Raw genomic sequence first — 24,529 nt, forward strand, 5'->3', positions numbered from 1 at the left:
GGGGTCGGCCCGCCTCAGTGCCCCTCGGCGACGCGCCGCGCGGCGAAGAAGTCGTCCAGCCGAGCCCGGCACTCGGCCTCGCGCACGCCGGCGTACACCTCGGCGCGGTGCGGGAGCCTGCGGTCGCGGACGATGTCGTAGACGCTGCCCGCGCCTCCTGCCTTGTCGTCCCAGGCCCCGTAGACGAGCCGCGGGACCCGGGCGGCGAGCAGGGCCCCGGCGCACATGGGGCACGGTTCGAGGGTGACCACGAGCGTCGTGCCGGTGAGGTGCCAGTCGCCGGTGTGCGCCGCGGCGGCCCGCAGCGCGATCACCTCGGCGTGGGCGGTCGGGTCCTGCCGCAACTCGCGTTCGTTGCGGCCGGTCGCGATGACCAGGCCGTCGGCGTCGACCACCACGGCACCGACCGGCACGTCGGCCGAGACGTGGCACGCGTCGGCCTCGGCGAGGGCGAGCGACATCCAGTCGTCGAACTCGGGCGGGACGGCGATCACGGGGCCTCTGCGGGGTCGGGACGGCTCACGGAACCGGTCGACTCCGCTACCGTTGAGCCTATGCGAGTGCACGTAGCGGACCACCCCCTGATCACCCACAAGCTGACCGTGCTCCGCGACAAGAGCACACCCTCCCCCACCTTCCGGGCGCTGACCGAAGAACTCGTCACGCTGCTGGCCTACGAGGCCACGCGCGACGTCCGCACCAGCCCCGTCGACATCGAGACCCCGGTCGGTCCGACCACGGGTCTCGAGATCAGCCAGCCGCGTCCGCTCGTCGTGCCGATCCTGCGCGCCGGCCTCGGCATGCTCGAGGGCATGACCAAGCTCGTCCCCACGGCCGAGGTCGGATTCCTCGGCATGGTGCGCGACGAAGAGACCCTCCAGCCCACGACCTACGCCGAGCGTCTGCCCGACGACCTCTCGAACCGTCAGTGCTTCGTGCTCGACCCGATGCTCGCCACCGGCGGTTCGCTCATCGCGGCGATCGACTACCTCCTCGACCGCGGCGCCGTCGACGTCACGGCGGTCTGCATCCTGGCCGCGCCCGAGGGCCTCGCCGCCGTCGAGAAGGCGATGGAGGGCCGCGACGTCCACGTCGTGCTGGGCGCCGTCGACGAGAAGCTCAACGAGCAGGGCTACATCGTGCCGGGCCTCGGCGACGCGGGCGACCGCCTCTACGGGCTCGCCTGACCCCCGTCGCCCCGACGCCCCGGACCGCGCCTCCTCGACCGCAGGAGGCGCGGTCCGGCGTTTCCGGGCCGCTCACGGTGCCGGAACGCGAACGTCGCTTGACATCGCGACGCGGGGTGTAACAAGATCGACCCCATGACTAACAGTGTGCTCACCCCGACCTCTCGTGAGGCCCTCGGGAGCACCGGCATGATGATGCCGATGCACGCTGTCATGTGTCGAATGTGTGCCTGATCCGGTCACACACCTCGCCGAGTCGAAGCTGCTGACACCGCCAGCTGAGCTCGTGACCCCACCCGGTCACTGAGCCACCGACTCCAGGATGCCCCGCGTCGCCACCCTCGACGCGCATCCCGAACGGTGCATCGCACCGACTGCTCGTGACGTACGGCACCATCGCCGGCGGGATCGAGCACCGACACACATCGAGCAGTCCCTCCGCACCCGGCGACCCGTCGGCCCGAGGGACCGCCGCCGTCACGCAAGGACCCCGCCTGTCATGTCCCTCATCCTCGACCGCCCCGTCACCGCCACCCGCACCGTCTCGCCCGCCCGTTCCGCCGCCCCGACGCCCCTCCGCGAGGTCGCGCCCGCCCTCTCGGCCGCCCCCAGCGACGCGTCCGTCGTCGCGAGTTCCGTTGCTCCCGCGGCACCTCGACCCCGCGCCGTGCCCGAGGGCACCGAGGCCCGCGGCTTCGTCCTCTACGTCGGGCTCGACGAGCTCAAGGCCGCCGCCGACGGCACCTCGCTCGGCGACGTCGTCTCGCAGATCAAGGAGCTCGTCGGACGGATCGCCCCGTCGGCCGAGACGCACGCCGCCGTGGCCCTCGCCCCCGAGGGGGCCGGCGGCCGAGACGTCGAGGTCGTCCGCCTGGCCCTGCAGGACCCAGCCGCCCTGGCGAAGCGCCGGCAGGTCACCGAGGACGACGAGCCCGGTGCCCGCGGCGGCGTCGTCGTCGACATCTCGCGCAAGCGCCTGCTGCTGGACGGCGACGTGGCTCCCCTGACCTACAAGGAGTTCGAGCTGCTGCAGTACCTCGTCCTGCGCGAGGGCCGCACCATCGAACGAGCAGAGCTGATCTCGAGCCTCTGGGCCGACGGCGACGACGAGGTGCCGAACGAACGCACCATCGACGTGCACGTCCGTCGACTGCGGTCGAAACTCGGCGCCTTCGAGGACATCGTCCGCACCGTCCGCGGGGTCGGCTACCGGTTCGACCGCCACGCGGACGTCTCGATCCGTCACGCGTCGACCCCGTCGCCCGACGTGTTCTGAGCCCCGTCCGGCACACGCGCCGGCCGCGGCGTCGGCTCGGTGCGAGTTCCCAGGAATTCCTCGGGTCCACCCCTGGACCACCGTTACCGATCCGTTATAGATTGTGTCTCGCCGACGTCGTTTGCTGTGGCGGCCGAGGCGGAATGTGATTGCAGGACACTCCTGGTGCAAGGGAAGAGGGCCGGTCGCCATCGGGCGACCGGCCCTCTGTCGTGTACCCCCGGGTACACGCTCGCTCGTCGCCGCCCCCGCGCGTCGGCCCGAGGTCGGTGGCCTTTCGTAGACTCGACCTCGACGAACGTGAGGGACGACATGAGCGAGACATCGATGGCCGTGGGGGCCTGGGAAGCCCTGTTCCGGGCCCAGGTCAGCGTCATGCGTGAACTGACCGAGTGCTTCCCGACCCACGAGATCTCGTTCAACGAGTACGACGTGTTGTTCAACCTGTCCAACCAGCCCGATCGGCGGGCCCGCATCCGCGACCTGACCCGCCACCTGTTGCTGACGCAGCCGAGCATCAGCCGTCTCGTCGACCGACTGGCGTCGAAGGGCATCGTCGAGAAGGCCTCCGACCCCGGCGACGGCCGGGGCATCATCGTGACCATGACGGACGAGGGCTACGACCTCTACCGACGCACGGCGGTCAGCCACGCCGAGGCCATCCGTCGTCGCGTGGGCGGAGCACTCGACGACGACGAACTGGCCTCGCTCGCCGATCTGTGCACCAAGCTGCGGCTCGGCACGCCGGTCGGGACGAACGCATGACCTCTCCCTCCATCGTCTGGTTGCGCGACGATCTGCGCCTCGCCGACAACCCCGCCCTCGTGGCCGCCGTCGAGCGCGGCGAGCCGGTCGTCGTCCTCTTCCTGCTCGACGACGAGACCGACGGCCTCCGCCCCCTCGGCGCGGCCTCACGCTGGTGGCTGCACCACAGCCTCGCCGCCCTCGCCGAATCGCTGCAGGCCGTCGGGGGGCGACTCACGCTGCGCCGGGGTCCCCAGGCACGCGAACTCCCCCGTCTCGTCGACGAGGTGGGCGCGGGTGCCGTCTTCTGGAACCGCCGGTACGGTCTGGCCGCCCGCGACGCCGACGCCGGGCTCAAGTCGTCGCTGCGCGAGCGTGGGCTCGACGTGCGCAGCTTCCAGGCGAACCTCATGTTCGAACCGTGGACCATCCAGACCGGGCAGGGCCAGCCGTTCAAGGTCTTCACGCCGTTCTGGCGCGCCTGCCTCGACCGGCCCGAACCCCGCCACCCCGAGGCGGTACCCGACGAGCTGCACGTCCCCCACGCGACGCCCGACAGCGACGACCTCGACTCGTGGGCGCTGCTGCCCACGACCCCCGACTGGTCGGCCGGCCTGCGCGACGCCTGGACCCCGGGCGAGGCGTCGGCCCTCGACACCCTCGAACGTTTCGCCACCGGCCACCTGGCCGACTACGGCCTGCGCGACGAGCCGGCCCAAGAGGCGACGAGCCACCTCTCGCCGCACCTCCGTTTCGGCGAGGTCAGCCCGTTCCAGGTCTGGCACCGCATGCGCGGCGACCTGGCACCCGACGCCCGAGAACAGGCCTCGGGCTTCCTGCGCGAACTCGTGTGGCGCGAGTTCAACCACACCGTCCTCTTCGCGAACCCGCACCTCGCCACGAAGAACTACCGGCCGGAGTTCGACGACTTCCCGTGGCACGAACTCGAACCCGGCGAACTCGAGGCGTGGCAGCAGGGCACGACCGGCATCCCGCTGGTCGACGCGGGCATGCGAGAGCTGTGGACCACCGGGTACATGCACAACCGGGTGCGCATGGTCACGGCGAGCTTCCTGGTCAAGAACCTGCTGGCCGACTGGCGGGTGGGCGAGCAGTGGTTCTGGGACACCCTGGTCGACGCGGACGAGGCGAACAACCCCGCGAACTGGCAGTGGACGGCCGGCTCGGGTGCGGACGCGGCCCCGTACTTCCGAGTGTTCAACCCCGTCCTGCAGGCCGACAAGTTCGACAAGCACCGCGACTACGTGCGGCGCTGGGTCCCCGAGGTCGACACCGACTCGTACCCCGAGCCCATGGTCGACCTCAAGGCCTCCCGCCGGGCCGCGCTCGACGCCTACGAAGCCATGCGCCGCACCACGCGCACCGAATGACCCCGCCCCTCGAGAGGACCGCCTCCGTGACGACGTCATCACGACCCGACCGCACCGAACCACCCACGGGGATCGACGCCGTGTTCGCCGCACGCGCTCCCGAGCGGCGCGGCCCGAGCGCCGTGTGGGCGACCTTCGACCGTTCGGGCGTCACGCACGACGGCTCCTACGGCCAGGTCGCCCCCGGCACCGCGCCCGGCGTCGACACGGCGTACCGCATCGCCTCGTGCACGAAGAGCTTCACCGCCACCGCCCTGCTCGCCCAGCGCGACGCCGGGCTCGTGTCCCTCGACGCACCGATCACCGACTTCGTGCCCGCCTTCGCCGACGTGGCCCTGCCCACCGCCGACTCCCCCGTGCCGACCCTGCGCATGCTCCTGACCATGTCGGCCGGCTTCCCCACGGACGATCCGTGGGGCGACCGGCAAGAATCGCTCACCGACGACGGACTCGACGCCCTGCTGCGGGCCGGGCTCAGCTTCGACAGCGTGCCGGGCACCACCTTCGCCTACTCCAACCTCGGCTTCGCCCTCGTGGGCCGGGCGATCGCGGCCGTCGCCGGCAGGCCCTACCGTGAGGTCGTCGAGTCGACGATCCTCGAACCGCTCGGCCTGACGGCCACCGGCTTCGAGGCGACCGTGCGAGCGACGGGCGGCGTCGCGATCGGCCATCGCCGCACCTCCGACGGGGGTGACCCCCTGCCGTTCTCAGGCCCGGGCGCGTTCTCGCCGATCGGCGGCTTGTTCAGCACCGTGACCGACCTGGCGCGCTGGGCGCGCTGGCTGGGTTCCGCCTTCGACCCCGAGGGCCGCGGCGACCTCGACGGCATCCTCTCGCGCGCCTCCCGACGCGAGATGCAACAGGTGCAGCGTTTCGTCCCCGCCCGGGTCGGGCACCCCGGCGGCTACGGGTTCGGCCTGTTCGTCGAGCACTACCCCGACCACGGCCCCGTCGTGTCGCACAGCGGGGGCTACCCCGGGTTCTCGGCCCACATGCGCTGGCAGACCGCGACCGGCCTCGGCGCGATCGGGTTCGAGAACGCGACCTACTCGAAGGTCTCCGAGCCGATCGGGCTCGCGCTCGACGGCCTGATGGCCGAGCGCCCCGATGCCCGCGTCGTCGTGCGGCCGTGGCCCGAGACGTCCGCGGCCCGCGAGGCGGTCGAGGCCGTCGTCCTCGGCGGCGCCGTGCCCGACGGGTTGTTCAGCGAGAACGTCGAAGCGGACCTGCCGCTCGACCGACGCCGCGCCTCCTGGGCCGCCGCCGTCGAGTCCGTGGGCGGCTGGGACGACGACGGCGAGGCATCGCCGCCCGACGAGTCGTCCGCGCCCTCGCACGTGGTCTGGCGACGACGGGGAGCCCGGGGCGTCGTCCGGTTCGAGATCCGGCTCACCCCCGAGCATCCGCCCCGGGTCCAGACCGTGTTGGTGAGCGCCGAGAGCGCACGGTAGCCGAAGGGCTCGTCGGGCCAGGCGTCGTCAGGCGGGCCAGGCGTCGTCACGCGGGCCAGGCGTCGTCAGGCGAGCCCGACGCCGTCAGGCGGGCGGCCGTCCTCCGGCGACCCCGGCGGCCCGGGCGGCGGCACGGGCCCCACTCCGACCCGCGACCCCCAGGCTGCCCGTCGTCGCCCACGCGGCGATGAATCCGGCCGAGAACGCGTCCACGAGACCCACCGAGTCGACCCAGCGCGAGACGACCCCGTCGACCACGACCGGTTGCTGCCCCCGCGAGACCACGACGGCACCCCCGTCGTCGGCGACGATCGCGACAGCGCCGACCTGCTCGGCGAGCGCCGTCGCCGACGCGACGGGGTCGTCCAGCCCGGTGAGCTCGCGAGCGGTCTCGTCCGACGGGAAGAACAGGTCGGCTCCGTGGACGGCCGCGAGGAACGCCGACGCCCCGAAGCGGCGGACGATCGAGGCGCTGCCCGGGGCGACCGAGACGAGCGCCCCCGCCTCCCGGGCCCGTCCCACGAGGCGTCGGAGGGCGACCGGGCTGCGGGACTGGGCGACGGTGTAGCCCGTGAAGTGCACGAGACCGGCCCTGGCGACCAGGTCGTCGGGGACGTCGTCGGGGCTCAGCGAGGCACCGGCCCCCCGATCGGTGAACATGATGCGCGACGAGCCGTCGACGGTGATGACGACCGTGCCCGTCGGGTCGTGGGCGTCGTAGGACAGACGGGCCACGACCCCCGCGTTGGCGAGCAGTTGCGCGTGGCGTTGCAGGTCGGCCGTGCCGACCCGACCGACGAACGAGACCTCGACCCCCAGCGACCCGAGCCACGCCGCCGTGTTCGCCGCCGAACCCCCGGCCCGGTGCCGGATGGTGGCGGCCGTCTCGGTCCCGGTGCCGTCCTCCGCCCGGGGAGTGACGATGATGTCGTCGAGCACGTCCCCGAAGACGAGGACGGGCGACCCGGTGCGGGGTCGGCCGCCGGAGCGGCGGAAGCGGTCGCTGGCGGGGATCATCGGCATCCAGCCGACCACGGATCGGGGGCCGGGACGGGACGAGGAGGCGCAAATCACCCTCGCGGGTGCGTCACGTTCACCCGTCCCGGCCTCGCGCCCGACCCGCTCGGCCCCGACTCAGACGGTGGCGGGCAGCGGGGCCGGGGCCTCGCGACGGGCGCGCCGGCCCCGGACGACCAGGGCGTCGAGCGCGAAGCGGCCCGGCCCCGTGAGCACGACCGCGACGGAGACGACCGCCAGGACGAGGACGTACTCGAACCCACCCGTCGTCGAGTAGAAGCCGTTCGGCAGGTGGACGGCGACCAGGGCGACGACCGCCGTCACCGCCAGGAGCGCGGCGGCGACACGGGTGGCGACGCCGACCACGAGGGCGACGCCACCGGCGAGCTCGGTGACGGCCGCGACCGGGGCGGCGACCTCGGCGAGCGGGATGCCCATGCCCCCGAAGGCGCCCTGCGTCGCGGCGAGGCCGTCGACGGCGAGCTTCTGCCAGCCATGGGCGACGAACACGACCCCGAGGACGACGCGGACGAGGAGGAGGCCGAGGGACGAGAGAGCTGACGACACGAGGTGCCTTTCGGTCGGGGACGGGGTCGTGGCACGTCGTCGGGCCCCCCGCCACGGTAGGAGGTGACGCGTCACCGACCGGGGTCGTGGAGATCCCTGCCAGGCCTTCGCCAGAGCCTTGTCAGGCTCGGGTGGGGCATCCGGGGGACGCGGGGACGCGTCGCGAGGGCGCTTCGGCGGACGCGTGGCGTGCCCCGCGAGCGCTGTCGGTGGTCCGGGGCAGGATCGGGGCAGGACCACGGGCGGGCCGACGAGCCCCCGACGAGAGGCGGCACACATGGCGACCATCGCGATCACGGGAGGCTCGGGCCGCATCGCGACCTGGGTCCGCCCTCTTCTGCTCGAGGCCGGCCACGACCTGCGGCTGCTCGACGTGGTCACGCCACCCGGCGACCTCCGACGACGAGAGACCTTCGAGCACGTCGGCGTGACCGATCTCGACTCCCTCACCGTGGCGTTCGCCGGGGCCGACCTGGTCGTCCACCTCGCGTCGCACGCCAGCGAACGCACGTGGCACGAGATCCGCGACCTCAACGTCGAGAGCGCCTACGTGGCGCACGAGGCCGCCCGTCGGGCCGGCGTGACCCGGCTGCTCGCGGCCAGCTCGGTGCACGCCGTCGGGTTCGAACCGGGCTCGAGCGCCGCCGACCACGACGTGCCGGCCCCCCGGCCCGACACCTTCTACGGCGTCAGCAAGGTGCTGCTCGAGGCGGTCGGCAGCCTGTACGCCGACCGCTTCGGCTCGACCGTCGTGTCGGCGCGCATCATGACGGCCGAGGTCGAGCCGCACGACGTCCGCAGCCTCGGCACCTGGCTGTCCCCGGCCGACGCGACCCGGCTGATCCTGGCCACCCTGACGACCGCACCGGCCGGGCACCACGTCGTCTGGGGCGTCAGTCACAACACCCGTCGCGTCGTGTCGCTCGCGGCGGGCGAGGCCATCGGCTACCACCCCGAGGACGACGCCGAGGCGTTCGCCGACCGCTTCGCCGGTCAGGTCCTGCCCCCCGACGCACCCGTCGGCGGGGACTTCACGACCATGCCGTTGGGCGAGACCCGGTGACCCGCCCGAAGGCGGCATCCGGTCACGCGCGCGAGGCCGATAGCGTGGCCGTGTGACCCCCACCCAGCACTCGTCGTCCGTCGCCGAGATCGACCCCGTCGTCCTCTACGAGATCCTCCGCCTCCGGGTCGACGTCTTCGTCGTCGAACAGGAGTGCCCCTACCCCGAGCTCGACGGGCGCGACCTCGAGCCGACCGCGCGCCTCCTCTGGTCCACCGACGACGACGCCCGGATCCTGGCAACGCTCCGGGTGCTGCACGACGGCGACGACCGTCGCATCGGCCGGGTGGCGACGGCGTCGTCGGCTCGCGGTCGCGGGCTCGCCGCCGACCTCATGCGGTCGGCCGTCGACGAGTGCGACGGTCGACTGGTCCGGCTCGACGCCCAGGCCCACCTCTCGGGCTGGTACGCCCGGTTCGGCTTCGTGGTCGACGGTGACGAGTTCCTCGAGGACGGCATCCCCCACCTGCCGATGACGCTCGCCGCCACGCGCTGACGCCGGCCCCTGGCTCGGCACGGCACCGGCTGGTCGATCAGACGGTCGGGCCGGGGTGGTGGTGCTCGAAGACCAGGCTGGTCCGGGTCGAGGCGACGGCCGGGTGCGCCGAGAGGTGGTCGAGGACGAACTCGCGGACGTCGTTCGTGTCGCGGACGGCCAGGTGGATGATGAAGTCCTCGGACCCGCCCAGGAAGAACAGCTGCACCACCTGCGGCAGGGCCCGGATCTCGGCCGAGAACGCGGCGATCCGCTGCCGGGCCGACGCGAGGATCGTCACGCTGATCAGCGCCTGCAGGTCGAGTCCGAGCGCGGACAGGTCGACGTCGGCTCCGAAGCCGGCGACGACGCCGCGCTCGACGAGGGACCGGAGGCGCGCGAGACAGGTCGACGGAGCGATCCCGACCTGCGCGGCCAACGTGGCGTTGGGGGTCCGACTGTTCGCGAGCAGCAGGCGCACGAGCTGCCGGTCGATCTCGTCGAGCCGAACGTCCTTCGTCGCAGCCATGCCTCGTCCCGTCCCTCACCGTCGATCGTGCGGCCAGGCAGGGCCTGCACAGAATCTCGTGCGGAGAGCTTGGCACGCATCGGCACGAAACAGCACACTGACCTCAGTTCGGCGAACAGAGGCGTGCACCGGCCGCCCGTCGTCGAGGCCACTCCCCGAGAGGACGAACCATGCGCGTCGGCATCCCCACCGAGATCAAGAACAACGAGAACCGCGTCGCCGCGACACCGGCCGGAGTCCACGAGTTCTCCCGCCGTGGACACGACATGATCGTGCAGGCCGGCGCCGGACGGGGGTCGGGGTTCACCGACGCCGAGTTCGTCGCCGCGGGTGCGACGGTGGTGGACGACGCGGCCGACGTCTGGGGCGAGGCCGATCTGCTGATGAAGGTCAAGGAGCCGATCGCGGCCGAGTACCCGCTCATGCGGGCGGACCAGACCCTCTTCACCTATCTGCACCTCGCGGCCTCACCCGAGTGCACCGAGGCCGTCCTCGCGTCCGGCACGACCGCGATCGCCTACGAGACGGTCCAGCGGGACGATCGCAGCCTGCCGCTGCTCTCGCCCATGAGCGAGGTCGCCGGCCGCCTCTCCACGATGGTCGGCGCCTACCACCTCATGAAGCCGATCGGGGGCACGGGCGTGCTGCTCGGCGGCGTCCCCGGCACCCCGAAGGCGAAGGTGGTGGTGATCGGCGGCGGCGTCGCCGGTGAACACGCCGCGGCGAACGCCCTCGGCCTCGGCGCCGACGTGACCGTCATCGACGTGTCGCTTCCGCGCCTCCGCGCCCTCGAGGTGCAGTTCGGCGGCAGGGTGCAGACCCGCGCCTCGACGGCCTACGAGATCGGCGCCCAGGTCGCGGCCGCCGACCTGGTGATCGGTTCGGTTCTGATCCCCGGCGCACAGGCCCCCAAGCTCGTCACCGACGAGATGGTGGCGTCGATGCGTCCCGGATCGGTGCTCGTCGACATCGCCATCGACCAGGGCGGCTGCTTCGAGGGCTCGCGCGCGACCACGCACGACGACCCGACCTTCGCCGTCCACGACAGCGTCTACTACTGCGTCGCCAACATGCCCGGCGCGGTCCCCCAGACCTCGACCCGGGCCCTGACGAACGCGACCATGCCCTATGCACTCGCCCTCGCCGACCGGGGGTGGCGTGACGCCATCGCGGCGGATGCGTCGTTGGCCCGCGGCGTCAACGCGGTCGCGGGGCAGATCACCAACGCGGGCGTCGCGGCGGCGGCCGGCGTCGACCTGGTGGACGCCCGCGCGCTCTGACCCGTCCGGCGACGCGACGGTCCACCTCCGCGACGGCGCCCTCCCGGACGCGGGGCGAACCGGTCCGGCCGGTAAGCGAAGACCTCTCTCCGAACCAGGTGGTCCGGAGAGGTGCAGCCCCTATGCTCTGGGCATGGCACGACGACCCACCCCTCCGCGGGAGCGGCTGCTCGAGGCGGCGCGGACCGAGTTCGCGGCCCGCGGCCTCGCCGGAGCCCGCGTCGACACGATCGCGCGCGACGCCGAGGCGAGCAAAGAACGGCTCTACGCCCACTTCTCGACCAAGCGCGACCTGTTCGACGCCGCCCTCGGCGAGAGCATCGGCCGCTGGGTCGCGGTCGTCCCCTTCGACGCCCACGACCTGCCGGGCTGGGCCAGCGCGCTCTACGACCACCTGGCCTCGAACCCCGACGACGCGCGCCTCCTGCTCTGGGGCCAGATCGAGGGCGTCGCGTTGCCGAGCCCCGGCGTGCTCGACCACGGTCAGCTCGAGGCGCGCCGTGACTCGGTGCGTGCGGCCCAGGACGCGGGTGACATCTCGTCCGGCTGGGACGCCGACGAGTTGCTGACCATGGTCTTCGGCGTCGTGCTGGCCTGGTTCGTCACGCCCGAGGCCACCAACCTGCACACCGGCCCGCAGCAGCGTCGGTGCGACGTCGTCCGCCAGGCCGTCGCCCGCATCGTCGACCCCGGCTGAACCGCCCCCGGCACCGTCCGACCCGCCGGGAGTAGCGTCCCCGTGTGACCACGACCGAACCCACTCCCGCCCTCTCCCCCGACCTTCAGCGCGTCCTCGACAGCGTGCCCGACCCGGGCGGCGTCACGACGTCGGACGAGGTCTACGCGGCGACCGACGTCGATCTCGAGGGGTTCCTCGCGACGCCGGCCGGCGCCTCCTCGTCCGGGCTCGTGCCCGGCGTGCTCGTGCTGCACGACTGGTTCGGCGTCGTCGACCACGTCAAGGTGCGCGCGCAGATGCTCGCGCGGCTCGGCTACGTGGCGCTGGCCGGCGACGTCTACGGGCAGGGGGTCCGCCCGTCGCCCGAGGAGGCCGCCGGCGAGGCGGGCAAGTACTACGGTGACGTCGCGCTGTTCCGGTCGCGCCTGCTCGCGAACCTCGAGCGCCTGCGCGCCGAGCCGGGCGTCGACCCGTCGCGGATCGCGGTGATGGGCTACTGCTTCGGCGGCTCGGGTGCCCTCGAGCTGGCCCGCGCGGGTGCCGACGTCGCCGGCGTCGTGTCGTTCCACGGAGGGCTCGGGACGGGGAGGCCCGCCGAGAAGGGTGCCGTGACGGCCCCGCTGCTCGTGATGACGGGTGCCGCCGACCCGGTGGTGCCCGACGAGGCCGTGGTCGGCTTCGAGGACGAGATGCGCGCCGCCGAGGCACCCGACTGGCAGGTGCTGAGCTACAGCGGCGTCATGCACGCCTTCGCCGTCCCCGGGACGGACGCACCCGATCACGGGGCCCAGTACGACGCCCGCGCGGATCGTCGCTCGTGGCAGCAGCTCGAGACGTTCCTGTCCGAGGTCTTCGCCTAGGCCCGAGGGGCCCGAGGGTCCCGACGGGCGCGACGGGCAGGACGCCAGACCGTCAGGAGGCGCGGTGCCGGGACGCTCGTCGCCCCGGCACCGCCTCCGTCGTCAGAAGCCGGCCACGCGGGCCGTGCCGGCCCGGGCCAGGTCGCGCAACTGGACGGCCGTCGCGACGGCGGCGTGGGCGGCCTCGGCACCCTTGTCCTCCTTCGAGCCGGGGAGGCCTGCCCGGTCGAGGCCCTGCTGCTCGTCGTCGAGGGTGAGCACGCCGAACCCGACGGGCTTGCCCGTGTCGAGCGTCACCCGCACCAGGCCCGAGGTCGCGGCGTCGGACACGTACTCGAAGTGCGGCGTGCCGCCGCGGATGATGACACCGAGGGCCACGACCGCGTCGGCCCCGGCCTCGAGCGCGGCCTTCGCGACGACGGGCAGTTCGAAGCTGCCGGGCACGCGCACGACCGTGGCCGTGGCGCCGAGGCGCTCGACCGTCGACAGCGCGCCGGCCAGCAGGCCGTCGGTGATGGTCTCGTGCCAGGTGCCGGCGACGATCGTGACACGGATTCCCGTGCCGTCGACGTCGAGTTCGGTGGGGGCGCCTTCTCCGCTCATGCGCGGTCTCCTTCGGTCGTGCGGGTGGTGGTCGTGGTGTCGGTGGCCCGGGAGTCGGACGCAGGGGATGGTGCGTCGAGGTCGCGGTCGCCCAGCCAGGAGACGAGAGCGGCGATCGTCACGACCGGCACGCCCTCGCGGGCCCCGAAGTCGAGCAGTGCCCGCAGGCGCATCATCTCGCCGTCGTCGCCCACGATCTCGCTGATGACGGCCACGGGTCGCAGCCCCGCGGCCTTCATCAGGTCGACCGAGGCCTCGGTGTGGCCGTCGCGCTCACGCACTCCGCCGTCACGGGCGCGCAGCGGCAGGACGTGCCCGGGACGGTGCAGGTCGTCGCGCACGCTGGTCGGCGACGCGAGCGTGCGGAGGGTCGTCGCCCGATCGGAGGCGCTGATGCCCGTCGTCACGCCGGCCGCCGCGTCGACGCTGACCGTGTAGGCCGTGCCCCGGGCGTCCTCGTTGTGGGCGACCATCGGCGGCAGGTCGAGTCGGTCGGCGATCTCGTTCGTCATCGGCGCGCAGACGAAGCCGGAGGACACCCGGACCGTCCAGGCGATCCACTCGGCCGAGGCCAACTCGGCCGACAGGACGACGTCGCCCTCGTTCTCGCGGGACTCGTCGTCGACCACCACGACCGGGCGACCACGGCGCAGGTGCTCGAGGGCGAGCTCGATCGGGGCGAGGCGCGAGTCGACCCGCCCCTCCTCCCGGGGCGTCGACACGGTCACGGGCGCCCCGTCACGGCGGCGTCCCGCGGGTCCGCCGCGTCGGCCGGGGCGGCCGCACCGCGCGGGCCGCCGGCGTCGAGCGCGTCCAGTCGCAGCATGCGGCGCACGTGGCGGGCGAGCACGTCGGTCTCGACGTTGACGCGGTCGCCGACGGCCTTGCCGCCCAGGGTCGTCACGGCGAGCGTCTCGGGGATGAGGCTGACCTCGAACCAGCCCGGCAGCTCGCCGGGTTCGCTGATCGCGCTCACCGTGAGGCTGACGCCGTCGAGCGTCACCGACCCCTTGTCGACGAGCAGGGGCGCGAGGTCCTCGGCGAGGTCGAACCGGACCCGACGCCAGGCCTCGCCCTCTTCGATCTCGACGACCGTGGCCGTGCCGTCGACGTGGCCCTGGACGATGTGCCCGCCCAGGCGGTCGCCGACGCGGGCGGCTCGTTCGAGGTTGACGCGCGTCCCGGGGCCGAACGTCCCCACGGTGCTCATGGCCAGGGTCTGCCGCATGACGTCGGCCGTGAAGGTGTCACCCTGCTGCTCGACCACCGTCAGGCAGACGCCGCTGACCGAGATGGAGTCACCGTGCGCGGCGTCGGTCAGCACGGCCGGGCCGTGGACCGTCAGGCGGACGCTGTCCCCCTGGTCGGCGACGCGCTCGACGCGTCCGAGTTCTTCGACGAGGCCGGTGAACATCAGCGCACCACCGGGCCCGTCGGGTCGGTGGGTCGGTGCGTGCGTGCATCGGGCCCGCGGGGCGTGGTCGCCTGCGTCGTCATGTCGTCCTCCGGTCTGCCTGGCTGTGTGCCGAGGGCTCTCCGGGGGTGCGCGACGCGAGGGTCGGCATCGGCCCGGGGGTCCGCTGACGGACGACCGGGCCCGCGCCACCTCTCATCCGGACTATGACCGTCGGTACCGGGGTTCCACCGGTTCAACCGGCCGCCACCTCTCGGGGACGACGCGGGTCGCGGACTGTGACCGCCGGCTCAGATTTTCACTGACCCCGGAGCGCGTTGCTCTGTCGGCGACGATAGCACCGCCGCCTCGTGCGGCCCCGACGTGTTCGGCCAGGGCGTAGCCGGGCGTCGCACGGGCGGCCCGGGCTCAGCCGTCGACGAGCCCGGGCTCAGCCGACGACGAGCCCGAGGTGAGCCGCCATCGTCGGGGCGAAGGTCGCCAGCTGCAGGTCGTCGATGGTCGCGCCACGAAGCCCTTCGAAACCGTCGATGCGGGAGAAGTCGCTGGTGCGCAGATCGGTGTGCGACAAGGAGGCGCGGGTCACGTCGAGCGTGCCGATGCGGCAGTCGACCAGCGCGACCCGCAGGGCCTGCACACCCCCGAGGTCGAGTTCGCCGATCGTGCAGCCCTCGATCACGACGTCGGTGAGGCGCGCCCCGCGCAGGTTGAGGAAGTCGACCTTGCCGCCGACCAGGTGCACCGACCGCAGTTCGGCGTCGAACAGCTCTGCCGACCCCCACCGGGGCCGCTCGACGCGGACGTCACGCCAGGTGCTGCGCGAGGCGGCGAACTCGGGGGCGAACGAGTCGGCCAGCACCGACTCGACCAGGCGGGCGCCCCGCAGTCGGGCCGATCCGAGCCGCGGCGACTCGAAGACGCACTCGGTGAACTCGGACCCCTCGAGGTCGCGACCGGTCAGGTCGGCGTCGACGTACCGTTCGAGCTCACGGCTGTCGCGCGGACCCAGCAGGTCGGTGCCGAGATCGACGAGCCCCCGGGGCTCGACGGGGTCGAGCCGCGGAGCGTCGGTGCCCCCCGGGGTCGCGGGGCGGGACGGCGTGGGGCGGCGCGACGGGGTCATGCGACGAGGCTAGCGGCGGGGGTGCGACACGACCCCGAGGAACGTCCGGGCGGGCGTCCGACGCGGACGTTCTCAGCACTCGATGACGTTGACCGCGAGCCCGGCGCGGCTGGTCTCCTTGTAGCTGTCCTTCATGTCGCGGCCGGTCTGGCGCATCGTCTCGATGACGGTGTCGAGGCTGACGACGTGGCTGCCGTCGCCGAGCAGGGCCATGCGGGTGGCGGCGACCGCCGTGCCCGCCGCGATGGCGTTGCGCTCGATGCAGGGCACCTGCACGAAGCCGCCCACGGGGTCGCAGGTGAGGCCGAGGTGGTGCTCCATGGCGATCTCGGCCGCGTTCTCGACCTGGCGGGGCGTCCCGCCGAGCAGGGCGGTCAGCGCGCCGGCGGCCATCGACGCGGCCGAGCCGACCTCGCCCTGACAGCCGGCCTCGGCCCCCGAGATCGACGCGTTGCGCTTGTAGAGCGACCCGATCGCCGCCGCCGTCAGCAGGAAGGTGCGGGACAGCTCGTGATCGGTCGCGCCGTGGAACCTCATGGCGTAGTAGGCGACCGCCGGGATGATGCCGGCCGCGCCGTTGGTCGGGGCGGTGACGACGCGCCCGCCGCCCGCGTTCTCTTCGTTGACGGCCATCGCGTAGGCCTGCAGCCACTGGGCCGGCAGGTCGGAGGCCAACAGCGAGGAGGCGCGGCCCCGGTCGATCGCCGAGCCGCCGAGGGCGAAGGCGGTCGCCCGCTCGTCCTGCTGGCGGAGCATGGTCGCGAACTGCCGGGCGCGCCGGGGCACCTTCATCCAGCCGGGCAGGACGCCCGTGGCCTCGAGACCCGCGTCGACGCAGGCCCGCATGGCCGCCCAGCGCGAGTCGAGCCCCGCCGCGGCGTCGGCCTCGCCGTGCAGGGCGACCTCGTTGCGCCAGGCGAGGTCGGCGATCGACGCGCCTTCGGAGTCGCAGAGGCGCAGCAGGTCGTCCGCGTCGGTGAAGGCGAACGGCGCCTCGGCGGTGGGCACGGCCTGCTCGTCGTCGCCGTCGCGCACGACGAAGCCCCCGCCGACCGAGAAGTAAACTTCGCGGGCGAGGCTCTCGCCGTGAGCGTCGAAGGCCTCGACGCTCATCGCGTTGGGGTGCCGGGGCATGCGCGTCAGCGGCGCCATGCGCAGGTCGTTGGGGGCGAAGGCGATCTGGTGCCGGCCGAGCAGCCGCAGGCCGCCGCCCTGCTCGACCGCCTGCTGCATGCCCGAGACGACCTCGGGGTCACAGGTCTCGGGTTGCATGCCCGCGAGGCCGGCGAGGACGGCCGACGGCGTGCCGTGGCCGAGGCCGGTGGCGGCGAGCGAGCCGTAGAGCACGGCCTCGACCCGCACGACGTCGGTCAGCCGGCCGTCGACGTCGAGACCGAGCAGGAACTCGCGGGCGGCCCTCATGGGGCCGACGGTGTGCGAGCTCGAGGGGCCGATGCCGATCGAGAAGAGATCGAGGGCCGAGACGTGGTCGGTCACGGAGAACCTGCCTTCCGGGGTCACCACGACGTTACCCGCTCCCGCCGACGCCCAGGAGGTCGGGGCCGTTCGCCACCCCGAGGAGGCGCGGCTCGCCTCAGGCGGGTCGCCCCACCTCGCGGGCCCGCTCCGCCATCGCGCCCGACATGCCCTCGAGGAACCGTCGGACGGTCTCGAGCTCGGCCTCGTCGAACTCGGCCATGACCCGGTCGCTCATCACGCCGAGCGGCCCGAAGAACGCGCCCGCGACCTCGCGGGCGCGATCCGAGTAGCGGACGAGCACCCGGCGCCGATCGGCGTCGTCGCGGCTGCGGTGCACGTGCCCGACCTTCTCGAGCCGGTCGATGACTCCGGTCGCCGCCCCCGACGTGACGCCCAGGAGCTCGCCGAGACCGCCGGCGGTGACGGGGTCGCCGTCACGCTCGGCCTGCATGACGTGCAGCAGCGCCTCGAGGTCGATGTGGCCGAGACCGTGTCGCGAGGCGAAGGCCTGGGCGACCTTCTGGGACTCGGTGGTCAGCCGTTGCATGTGGGTGACGATCTCGTCGGCCTGCGGCGAGCGCGACGGACGGGTCGACGGGGCCGTGGGGCCCGGGTCTCTCGGGGTGGGCATGGAACCTCCTGCGTGACGAGTCTGGTCGATGCTCCTGTGATCTGCAATACTCTTAGCTCCTAAGACATTCAGCGACTGAAGGATCACCATGCGCACCCTCGCCCGCATCGTCAGCGGCCACCGCACCGCCTGGGCGGTGCTCGCCGCGACGGCCGTCGCCGTCGCCCTGCTCTTCACGGTCCTGCCGCAGAGCGAGGGCGACGCGGCCCCGCCGTCGGGCGTCCCCGACACGAGCCAGTCGGCCCAGGTGGCCGAGTTGCTCACGACCTTCCCGAGTGCCGAGACGACGGTGGGCATCCTGGTCTTCAGCCACGACGGCGACCGGCTCGACGCCGCCGACCTGACCGCCGTCGACGAGCGGGCGGCCGCCCTCGCCGAGCTCGCCACGACCCCGCAGGCCGTCCGGCCGCAGATCAGCGACGACGGCACCGCGGCGATCGTGGCCGTCCCGCTCGACGCCACGACGGTCGACGCCGACGTCGCGGGCACGGCGACGAGCCTGCGGGACGCCGCCTCGGCCGACCTGACCGCCGGGCTGGACGCCCTGCTCACCGGGCCGATCGGGTTCCAGGACGACATCGCGAACGCCTTCGCCGGGGCCGACTTCCGGCTCCTGCTGGTCACGGTGGTCGTCGTGGCCGTGCTGCTGATCGTCACCTACCGCAGCCCCGTGCTGTGGATCGTGCCGCTGGCCGTCGTCGGTGCCGCGGACGCCCTGGCCGGCCGGGTCGCGGCCGCCGTCGCCGAATTCCTGGGCATCCCGCTCGACGCCTCGATCTCGGGCATCCTCTCGGTGCTCGTCTTCGGCGCGGGCACCAACTACGCCCTGCTACTCGTCGCGCGTTACCGCGAAGAACTGCTGCTCGAGCCCGACCGCCATCGCGCGATGCGCACGGCCGTGACGAGCGCCGGGCCCGCCATCGCGGCCAGCGGCGGCACGGTCGCCCTGAGCCTCCTCACGCTGCTCCTCGCGTCACTCACGGGCAACCGGGCCCTCGGTCTCGCCTGTGCGATCGGCGTCGGCGTCGCGATCGTGTTCGCCCTCGTCGCCCTGCCGGCGGCCCTGGTGGTCTGCGGTCGCGGGCTGTTCTGGCCCTTCGTGCCCCGCGCCTCCTCGTCCGGGCGCGACAGCGTGCCCGACGGGGCCGACGCGGCCCGGACGGCCGACGCCACCGCAGGAGGCGCGGCGCACCACGCGGCACCGCGACGCGGCTTCTGGGATCGTCTCGGGCGCGGCGTCCGACGCCGTCCGGCCGTCGTGGCCGTGGCGTCCGTCGCGGGCATCGGCGTCCTCTGCCTCGGCCTGAGCGGCTACGCCGTCGGCCTCTCGCAGACCGACCAGCTGCTCGGCGACCCCGATTCGGTCACCGCGCAACAGGTGATCGACGACTCGTTCTCGGCGGGGCTGACCAGCCGCACCACCGTGATCGTCCCCTCGACGGTCGCCGACGAGGCCACCGCGCTCGCGTCGGGCACGGACGGCGTCGACACGGCCACGACCGGCGAGACCGAGGGCGGACTGACGCGCGTCGACCTGCAGCTGTCCGCCGAACCCGAGAGCGACGCCGCGTTCGCCACCGTCGAGCGTCTGCGTGCCGGGTACGCCGACGCCGGCGGCGGCCTCGCCGACGCGCTCGTCGGGGGCAGCGACGCCACCGCCTACGACACGAAGGTGGCGGCGCAGGCCGACATCGACCTGATCGCGCCGATCATCCTGGCGATCGTGTTCGCCGTCCTGGCCCTGTTGCTGCGCTCGCTCGTGGCCCCCGTCCTGCTCATCGCCTCGGTGCTCGCCACGTTCTTCGCGAGCCTCGGGGCCTCGACCTGGCTGTTCCAGAACGTGCTGGGGTTCCCCGCGCTCGACACGGCGGTGACGCTGTACGCGTTCCTGTTCCTCGTCGCCCTCGGGGTGGACTACAACATCTTCCTCACCACCCGGGCCCGCGAGGAGGGCCTCGTGCACGGCACCCGCGAGGGCATGGTGCGGGCCCTGGCCTCGACCGGCGCCGTCATCACGAGTGCCGGCATCCTGCTGGCGGCCGTCTTCGCCGTCCTCGGCGTGCTGCCGGTCGTCGCCCTGACCCAGGTCGGCGTGATCGTCTGCCTCGGCGTGCTGCTCGACACCCTGGTCGTGCGCACCGTGCTGGTGCCCGCGCTCGTGTTCCTCACCGGTGACGCGTTCTGGTGGCCGAGCCGGCGTCCGTCGGTTCAGCCGCAGGCGCCCCAGAGCCCGACCCGCGACGCCTCGGCCGACGCCTCGGCCGCGACGAACCGGTTGCGGTAGCGGTACGCGTCGTCGTAGGTGTCCTCGCGCCCGTAGCCCTCGGCGACGAGCCGCTCGTTGAGCATCGTGCCGTCCGGCGACCAGACGTAGCGCAGCAGCCGGTCGTAGCGGTCGGCGTCACCCTGCGAGGCGTCGTCCTCGAGCCAGACCGTGGCCCCCTCGGGCAGGGTGGCCGTCGTGAAGGCGCTCGCCTCGGGTCCGAAGCAGTCGACGGGCGCGTCGGGCTTCACGGTCTCGGGGGTGTCGACGCCGATCAGGCGGATGCGCTCGCGCTCCCCCGCCACCAGGACGACGACGGTGTCCCCGTCGACGACCCGGTCGACCACGGCCTCGACCGCCGCGGCCGGGACGCTCGCGGGCACGGGGACCGCACCCGCGCCTCCCGGGTCGCCACCCGCCGACCCGTCGCCGAGGAGGCGCGGGAAGGCCACGAGGACGGCCCCCGCCACGAGCACCACGAGGACTCCGAGCAGCCGGCGCGGCGTGAGGCGACGACGCGACGGACGGCGACGCGCGCTCACTCGGCGAGCCGCGTGCCGCGGAGCTCGGGCAGCATCGTGGCGGCGACGGCCCCCACGACGAAGACCGCGCCGAAGACGACGAACAGGGTGGGCGGCCCCCCGAGGGCGATCAGCGGGGGCACCGACAGCGGCGCGGCGATCGAGGCGATGCGCCCGACGCCCGCGGCCCACCCCGCGCCCGTGCCCCGCAGCGGGGTGGGGTAGAGCTCGGGCGTCACGGCGTAGAGCGCCCCCCACGCGCCGAGGTTGAAGAACGACAGGGCCATGCCCGCGACGAGGATCTGCGCGACGCTGCCGCTGACCGCCCCGAAGCCGAAGAAGACGGCCGCGACGGCCGACCCGAGCAGGAAGGTCGCGAGCGTCCCCCGGCGTCCCCACTTCTCGATCAACCAGGCCGAGGCCGCGTAGCCCGGCAGCTGCGCCAGGGTGATGATCAGCACGTACCCGAACGAGCGCACGAGCGGGAACCCGGCCGCGACGAGCAACGACGGCAGCCAGACGAAGGCGCCGTAGTACGAGAAGTTGGTCATGAACCAGACCACCCAGATCGCGACCGTGCGGCGAGCCATGCCGGCACCGAAGAGCCGGCCGACGGAGGCGCGGGCCGGCTTCTCGACGACCCGCGCCTCCTCGGCGGCCACGGTCGGGGCGGCGACGCCGGCCGCCTGCTCGAAGCCGCGGACGGTGCGCTCGGCCTCGTCGTGACGCCCCTTCGACTCGAGGAAGCGCACCGACTCGGGCATCCTGAGGCGGACGAACACGGCGTAGAGCGCGGGAGCGGCACCGATCAGCAGGGCCCAGCGCCAGCCGTCGTCGCTCGTCGGGATCACGAGGTAGCCGACGAGGGCGGCCCCGATCGAGCCGACGGCCCAGAACGCCTCGAGCAGGACGACCACCCGGCCCCGGATGCGCCGGGGTGAGAACTCGCTGACGAGGGTCGACGCGACCGGCAGTTCGGAGCCCAGGCCGAGTCCGACGACGAAGCGCAGGACGAGCAGCACGCCGACCGACCAGGACAGGGCCGAGAGGCCGGTGGCGAGGCCGTAGAGCAACAGGGTCAGGGCGAAGACGGTCTTGCGGCCCAGGCGGTCGGCCAGCGAACCACCGACGGCCGCGCCGATCGCCATGCCCGCGAACCCGGCCGACGCGACCCAGGCCAGTTGTCCGGCCTGGTCGCTCCACACGGTCATCAGTTGGGCGATGACGAACGAGAGCAGGCCGACGTCGAGCGCGTCCAGGGCCCATCCGATGCCCGAGCCGGCCAACAGGCGACGGTGCTTCGAGGTGAACGGCAGCTCGTCGAGGCGCTCGCTGCGCGTCGGGGCGACCGGGGTCGAGGTGGGGACGGGGGTCATCGGGGCCTGTCGTCTCGGGGTGTCGTCGGGTCGGGCGGGTGGTCGGACACGGACTCCTCGCGTGAGGCGGACCGGGCCACTGGGCAGTGTAGGAGCCGTGAAGATGGCCGCGGCTACAGACACCGGGGCCGCGGCACCGTAGCCTCGGGCGGACCGGATCATCTCGGTCCGCGACGGAGGCACCACCATGGCAGAGAAATCAGCGAAAAAAGGCACCGCGAAGGTTGCCGTGCGCTCCTTGAAGGAGAAGCGCGCCGACAAGAAGGCCAAGGGCGCGACGGGTGGCCACTCGGAGGACATCGTCTCCAACGCCAAGAAGCGCTGACGCACGACGTCCCCGAAGGGGCGCCGACCTCCGCACCGGGTGACCGGTCGCGAGGCGGCGCCCCTTCGTCGTTCCCGGCACGCGGCGACGCCCGCGACGACGCCTCGGGCCTCCACGGGTGTGACACGACGACCACACCTGACATAACCTCGACCTCGTGGCCCGCGATCAGGGGTGGGCCCGGAGGGACGGCGACATGATCGACAGGCGCATCAGGGCATGGGCGGCGACGGGGGTGACGGTCGTCGTGGCCGGAGCGCTGGCCCTCGGGGGCGCGACCAGCGCCTCCGCCGCCGGACCGGGAACGGTCGGCTGGGCCGACTTCACCGTGGACGGGACGGCTCGCGCGTACACGGGCACGATGACGATCCCCGGGGACTTCCCGCAGGCGACGTTCACGTCGACCTCGCGCCAGGCGACGATCCCCAGCGGGTCGAGCACGTGGCAGGGCACGGGCACGCCGGTCGGCGCCGAGTACGACTCGAGCCGCGGTCGCCCCTACCTCAACCTCCGTCCCGCCCAGGACTCGCCGACCGCGGCCGCCGCCTCGGTCACGACCTACACCTTCGATCGCGCCACCCCCGCGAGCGACTGGTCGTTCGTGCTCGGTGACGTCGACGCCGACCAGGTGACGGTGTCGGCCACCGGCGCCGACGGTGTGGCCGTGCCCGCCGACGCCCTCGGCTTCGGGAGCACGTACAACTACTGCCGCACCGCGGCCGGCGGTCCGTCGCCGTCGTGCGACGCCGCGGGACTGCGCGACGTGCCGACCTGGAACGCCGCCACGGGCGTGCTGACCGGCAACGCCACCGCGTCCGACACCGAGGGCGCCGCCGCCTGGTTCAGCCCGACCGTGCCGCTGTCGACGCTGACCTTCACGTACCAGCAGCGTTCCGGGTTCCCCGTCTACCAGACGTGGTTCGTGACCAAGACCTTCACCGCGAGCGGGGTGGTGACGAACGACGGCGCGGCCTACCCCGGAGCGATCGTGACGGTCGTCGACCCGGCGACCGGTGAGGTCGTCGGGACCACCACGACGGTCGGCCCCGAGGGCACCTGGTCGGTCCCCGGCCTCGTCTCGGGCACGCCCTACGAGGTCGACGTCACCACACCGGAGGACGCCGCGGATCTGCCTGCCGTGCCCTTCACGATCGCGGGCGACGACTCCCCCGGACTCGACTTCGCCTTCGCCGGCGCCGTGCCCCCGGTGGCCACCGCGCCCCTCACGGTGACGGTCGTGGAGGCCGACGGGACGCCCGTGGCCGACCGTCCGGTGAGCATCGTCGTGCCCGACCAGATCGACCCGGTGGCGTCGGGGACGACCGGAGCCGACGGCACGGTCACCTTCGAGGGGCTCGACCCGGCGGCCGAGTACGACCTGGTCGACGAGGTCACGGGCATCGCCCGCGGTCCGGTCACCACGGCCTCCGGCGCGTCGATCACGCTCGACCCGACCGTCGAGATCACGACGAGCATCGTGAACCCCGACGGATCGGCACCCGCGACCGGGTCGACGGTCGACATCGTGCCGGTCGGCGAGACCGCGCCGGTGGCGAGCGTCGAGACCGGCGCGGGCGGCTCGTTCACGGCGGACGGCCTCACCCCCGGCGAACAGTACGAGGTGGTCCTCAACGAGGACGTCGACTCGGCCGTCACGATCACCGCACCCGCGACGAGCGGGACGATCCCGCCCGTGCAGATCGCGGCCCCTGCGACCGTGTCGGTCGAGGGCACCGTCGTGGACTCCGACGGCACGCCCGCCGCCGACCTCGAGCTGTCGCTGATCGAGGCGGACGCCACCGACCCCGAGCCCGTCGCCACCCCGACCACCGACGCCGCGGGCGTCTACCGGGCCGGCGACCTCGTCCCCGGCACGACCTACGACGTCGTGGCCGACGGCGAGGCCATCGGGTCGTTCACGGCGCCGACCGCCGACGGGACCGTCCCGACCATCACCCTCGCCGCGCCTCCCGTGGTGACCCCGGTGCCCGACCCCGAGCCGACCCCCGACCCGACCGTCACGCCGGCTCCCGTCGTGCCGGCAGCCGGAGGCCAGGGCACGGGCGGCACGGGCACCGGCGGCTCGGGCCGACCGCTCGCCTACACCGGCAGCGAGCCGGGCCTGCCGCTCGGCGTCGCGGCGGCCGCCCTGGCCCTCGGCCTCGCGCTCGTCACGGGCTCGGCCGTCACCCGTCGCCGGGCGGGGCGCCGCTGACCGCGGCGGCCCCCGGGGCCCGACCCCACGAGGCAGAGGAGGCGCGGTGTCCGGTCGACG

24 protein-coding genes, 1 pseudogene and 1 riboswitch are annotated in these 24,529 nt (G+C 73.4%); of the genes and pseudogenes, 13 read left to right on the top strand and 12 right to left on the bottom strand.

What is annotated here, in order from left to right; genetic code table 11:
• Window positions 1-14 precede the first annotated feature (14 nt).
• On the bottom strand, window positions 15-461 hold the full coding sequence (locus HQQ78_RS05355; protein WP_159828494.1) for a nucleoside deaminase: 447 nt from the start codon (window positions 459-461) through the stop codon (window positions 15-17).
• A gap of 93 nt (window positions 462-554) precedes the next feature.
• Here HQQ78_RS05355 and upp point away from each other — a divergent pair, with 93 nt between their 5' ends.
• From upp to HQQ78_RS05380, 5 genes are all read left to right on the top strand, one after another.
• Window positions 555-1,187 (top strand): uracil phosphoribosyltransferase, encoded by a 633-nt coding sequence (gene upp / locus HQQ78_RS05360; RefSeq protein ID WP_043593011.1) that lies wholly within the window; start codon window positions 555-557, stop codon window positions 1,185-1,187.
• Between the two features lie 499 nt (window positions 1,188-1,686).
• Window positions 1,687-2,463 carry a winged helix-turn-helix domain-containing protein gene (locus HQQ78_RS05365; protein ID WP_159826052.1) on the top strand — a complete coding sequence of 259 codons (777 nt, stop codon included), beginning with the start codon at window positions 1,687-1,689 and terminating at the stop codon, window positions 2,461-2,463.
• 312 nt (window positions 2,464-2,775) lie between these two features.
• Window positions 2,776-3,228, top strand: coding sequence for a MarR family winged helix-turn-helix transcriptional regulator (locus HQQ78_RS05370; RefSeq protein ID WP_056046607.1), 453 nt, complete (start codon window positions 2,776-2,778; stop codon window positions 3,226-3,228).
• Complete coding sequence (locus tag HQQ78_RS05375) at window positions 3,225-4,598, top strand: deoxyribodipyrimidine photo-lyase (RefSeq protein WP_173151382.1); 1,374 nt, start codon at window positions 3,225-3,227, stop codon at window positions 4,596-4,598. Before HQQ78_RS05370 ends, HQQ78_RS05375 begins: the two co-directional genes overlap by 4 nt.
• A gap of 26 nt (window positions 4,599-4,624) precedes the next feature.
• Window positions 4,625-6,049, top strand: a complete 1,425-nt coding sequence (locus HQQ78_RS05380; RefSeq protein WP_173151384.1) for a serine hydrolase domain-containing protein — start codon at window positions 4,625-4,627, stop codon at window positions 6,047-6,049.
• A gap of 84 nt (window positions 6,050-6,133) precedes the next feature.
• Here HQQ78_RS05380 and HQQ78_RS05385 read toward each other — a convergent pair whose 3' ends face one another.
• A complete protein-coding gene (locus HQQ78_RS05385; protein ID WP_173151386.1) occupies window positions 6,134-7,066 on the bottom strand; it encodes a carbohydrate kinase family protein in 933 nt (310 codons plus the stop codon).
• 117 nt (window positions 7,067-7,183) lie between these two features.
• Window positions 7,184-7,633: a DoxX family protein gene (locus HQQ78_RS05390; RefSeq protein WP_192124543.1), complete on the bottom strand. Its 450-nt coding sequence runs from the start codon at window positions 7,631-7,633 to the stop codon at window positions 7,184-7,186.
• A 277-nt stretch (window positions 7,634-7,910) separates the two neighbouring features.
• Between HQQ78_RS05390 and HQQ78_RS05395 the strand changes: the two genes are divergently transcribed.
• Window positions 7,911-8,696, top strand: a complete 786-nt coding sequence (locus HQQ78_RS05395) for an NAD(P)-dependent oxidoreductase (protein ID WP_173151390.1) — start codon at window positions 7,911-7,913, stop codon at window positions 8,694-8,696.
• A 52-nt stretch (window positions 8,697-8,748) separates the two neighbouring features.
• On the top strand, window positions 8,749-9,192 hold the full coding sequence (locus tag HQQ78_RS05400; RefSeq protein ID WP_173151392.1) for a GNAT family N-acetyltransferase: 444 nt from the start codon (window positions 8,749-8,751) through the stop codon (window positions 9,190-9,192).
• Window positions 9,193-9,229: 37 nt separating this feature from the next.
• Here the strand turns inward: HQQ78_RS05400 and HQQ78_RS05405 are convergent, their stop codons facing one another.
• The gene (locus HQQ78_RS05405; protein ID WP_056046623.1) at window positions 9,230-9,700 is read right to left on the bottom strand and encodes an Lrp/AsnC family transcriptional regulator; all 471 of its coding nucleotides are present in this window, start codon (window positions 9,698-9,700) and stop codon (window positions 9,230-9,232) included.
• A gap of 170 nt (window positions 9,701-9,870) precedes the next feature.
• Between HQQ78_RS05405 and ald the strand changes: the two genes are divergently transcribed.
• The 3 genes from ald (at window position 9,871) to HQQ78_RS05420 (ending at window position 12,519) form a co-directional block, all read left to right on the top strand.
• Entirely contained in the window at window positions 9,871-10,980 is a 1,110-nt protein-coding gene (gene ald, locus HQQ78_RS05410; protein WP_173151394.1) for an alanine dehydrogenase, read from the top strand.
• A 133-nt stretch (window positions 10,981-11,113) separates the two neighbouring features.
• The gene (locus HQQ78_RS05415) at window positions 11,114-11,677 is read left to right on the top strand and encodes a TetR family transcriptional regulator (protein ID WP_056046627.1); all 564 of its coding nucleotides are present in this window, start codon (window positions 11,114-11,116) and stop codon (window positions 11,675-11,677) included.
• 44 nt (window positions 11,678-11,721) lie between these two features.
• A complete protein-coding gene (locus HQQ78_RS05420) occupies window positions 11,722-12,519 on the top strand; it encodes a dienelactone hydrolase family protein (protein ID WP_173151396.1) in 798 nt (265 codons plus the stop codon).
• A 102-nt stretch (window positions 12,520-12,621) separates the two neighbouring features.
• On the opposite strand, the gene ribH is transcribed toward HQQ78_RS05420, so the two are convergent.
• The 6 genes and pseudogenes from ribH to HQQ78_RS05450 all read right to left on the bottom strand — a co-directional run bounded on the left by ribH (window position 12,622) and on the right by HQQ78_RS05450 (window position 17,769).
• Window positions 12,622-13,122: a 6,7-dimethyl-8-ribityllumazine synthase gene (gene ribH, locus HQQ78_RS05425; protein WP_173151398.1), complete on the bottom strand. Its 501-nt coding sequence runs from the start codon at window positions 13,120-13,122 to the stop codon at window positions 12,622-12,624.
• Window positions 13,123-13,225: 103 nt separating this feature from the next.
• A pseudogene (ribB, locus tag HQQ78_RS05430) lies at window positions 13,226-13,796 on the bottom strand (3,4-dihydroxy-2-butanone-4-phosphate synthase); the annotation flags it as partial.
• Between the two features lie 50 nt (window positions 13,797-13,846).
• Window positions 13,847-14,536, bottom strand: coding sequence for a riboflavin synthase (locus HQQ78_RS05435; protein ID WP_173151400.1), 690 nt, complete (start codon window positions 14,534-14,536; stop codon window positions 13,847-13,849).
• Window positions 14,537-14,719: 183 nt separating this feature from the next.
• Window positions 14,720-14,854: riboswitch (FMN riboswitch) on the bottom strand.
• Between the two features lie 112 nt (window positions 14,855-14,966).
• Window positions 14,967-15,659 carry a pentapeptide repeat-containing protein gene (locus HQQ78_RS05440; RefSeq protein ID WP_173151402.1) on the bottom strand — a complete coding sequence of 231 codons (693 nt, stop codon included), beginning with the start codon at window positions 15,657-15,659 and terminating at the stop codon, window positions 14,967-14,969.
• A 72-nt stretch (window positions 15,660-15,731) separates the two neighbouring features.
• Window positions 15,732-17,156, bottom strand: coding sequence for an L-serine ammonia-lyase (locus HQQ78_RS05445; protein ID WP_173151404.1), 1,425 nt, complete (start codon window positions 17,154-17,156; stop codon window positions 15,732-15,734).
• Between the two features lie 97 nt (window positions 17,157-17,253).
• On the bottom strand, window positions 17,254-17,769 hold the full coding sequence (locus HQQ78_RS05450; protein WP_123570553.1) for a MarR family winged helix-turn-helix transcriptional regulator: 516 nt from the start codon (window positions 17,767-17,769) through the stop codon (window positions 17,254-17,256).
• Window positions 17,770-17,857: 88 nt separating this feature from the next.
• Here HQQ78_RS05450 and HQQ78_RS05455 point away from each other — a divergent pair, with 88 nt between their 5' ends.
• Window positions 17,858-20,053, top strand: coding sequence for an MMPL family transporter (locus HQQ78_RS05455; RefSeq protein ID WP_173151406.1), 2,196 nt, complete (start codon window positions 17,858-17,860; stop codon window positions 20,051-20,053).
• Here HQQ78_RS05455 and HQQ78_RS05460 read toward each other — a convergent pair.
• Together HQQ78_RS05460 and HQQ78_RS05465 are read right to left on the bottom strand one after the other, a co-directional pair.
• Window positions 19,978-20,574: a thermonuclease family protein gene (locus HQQ78_RS05460; RefSeq protein WP_173151408.1), complete on the bottom strand. Its 597-nt coding sequence runs from the start codon at window positions 20,572-20,574 to the stop codon at window positions 19,978-19,980. The two genes, HQQ78_RS05455 and HQQ78_RS05460, sit on opposite strands and share 76 nt — an antisense overlap.
• Window positions 20,571-21,929: an MFS transporter gene (locus tag HQQ78_RS05465; protein ID WP_173151410.1), complete on the bottom strand. Its 1,359-nt coding sequence runs from the start codon at window positions 21,927-21,929 to the stop codon at window positions 20,571-20,573. The genes HQQ78_RS05460 and HQQ78_RS05465 overlap by 4 nt, the downstream gene beginning before the upstream one ends.
• 187 nt (window positions 21,930-22,116) lie before the next feature.
• On the opposite strand from HQQ78_RS05465, the gene HQQ78_RS05470 reads away from it, so the two are divergent.
• Together HQQ78_RS05470 and HQQ78_RS05475 are read left to right on the top strand one after the other, a co-directional pair.
• Entirely contained in the window at window positions 22,117-22,254 is a 138-nt protein-coding gene (locus tag HQQ78_RS05470) for a hypothetical protein (RefSeq protein ID WP_173151413.1), read from the top strand.
• 196 nt (window positions 22,255-22,450) lie between these two features.
• Window positions 22,451-24,469, top strand: coding sequence for a hypothetical protein (locus HQQ78_RS05475; protein ID WP_173151415.1), 2,019 nt, complete (start codon window positions 22,451-22,453; stop codon window positions 24,467-24,469).
• Window positions 24,470-24,529 lie beyond the last annotated feature (60 nt).

Source organism: Frigoribacterium sp. VKM Ac-2859 (assembly GCF_013204925.1).
GTDB lineage: Bacteria > Actinomycetota > Actinomycetes > Actinomycetales > Microbacteriaceae > Frigoribacterium.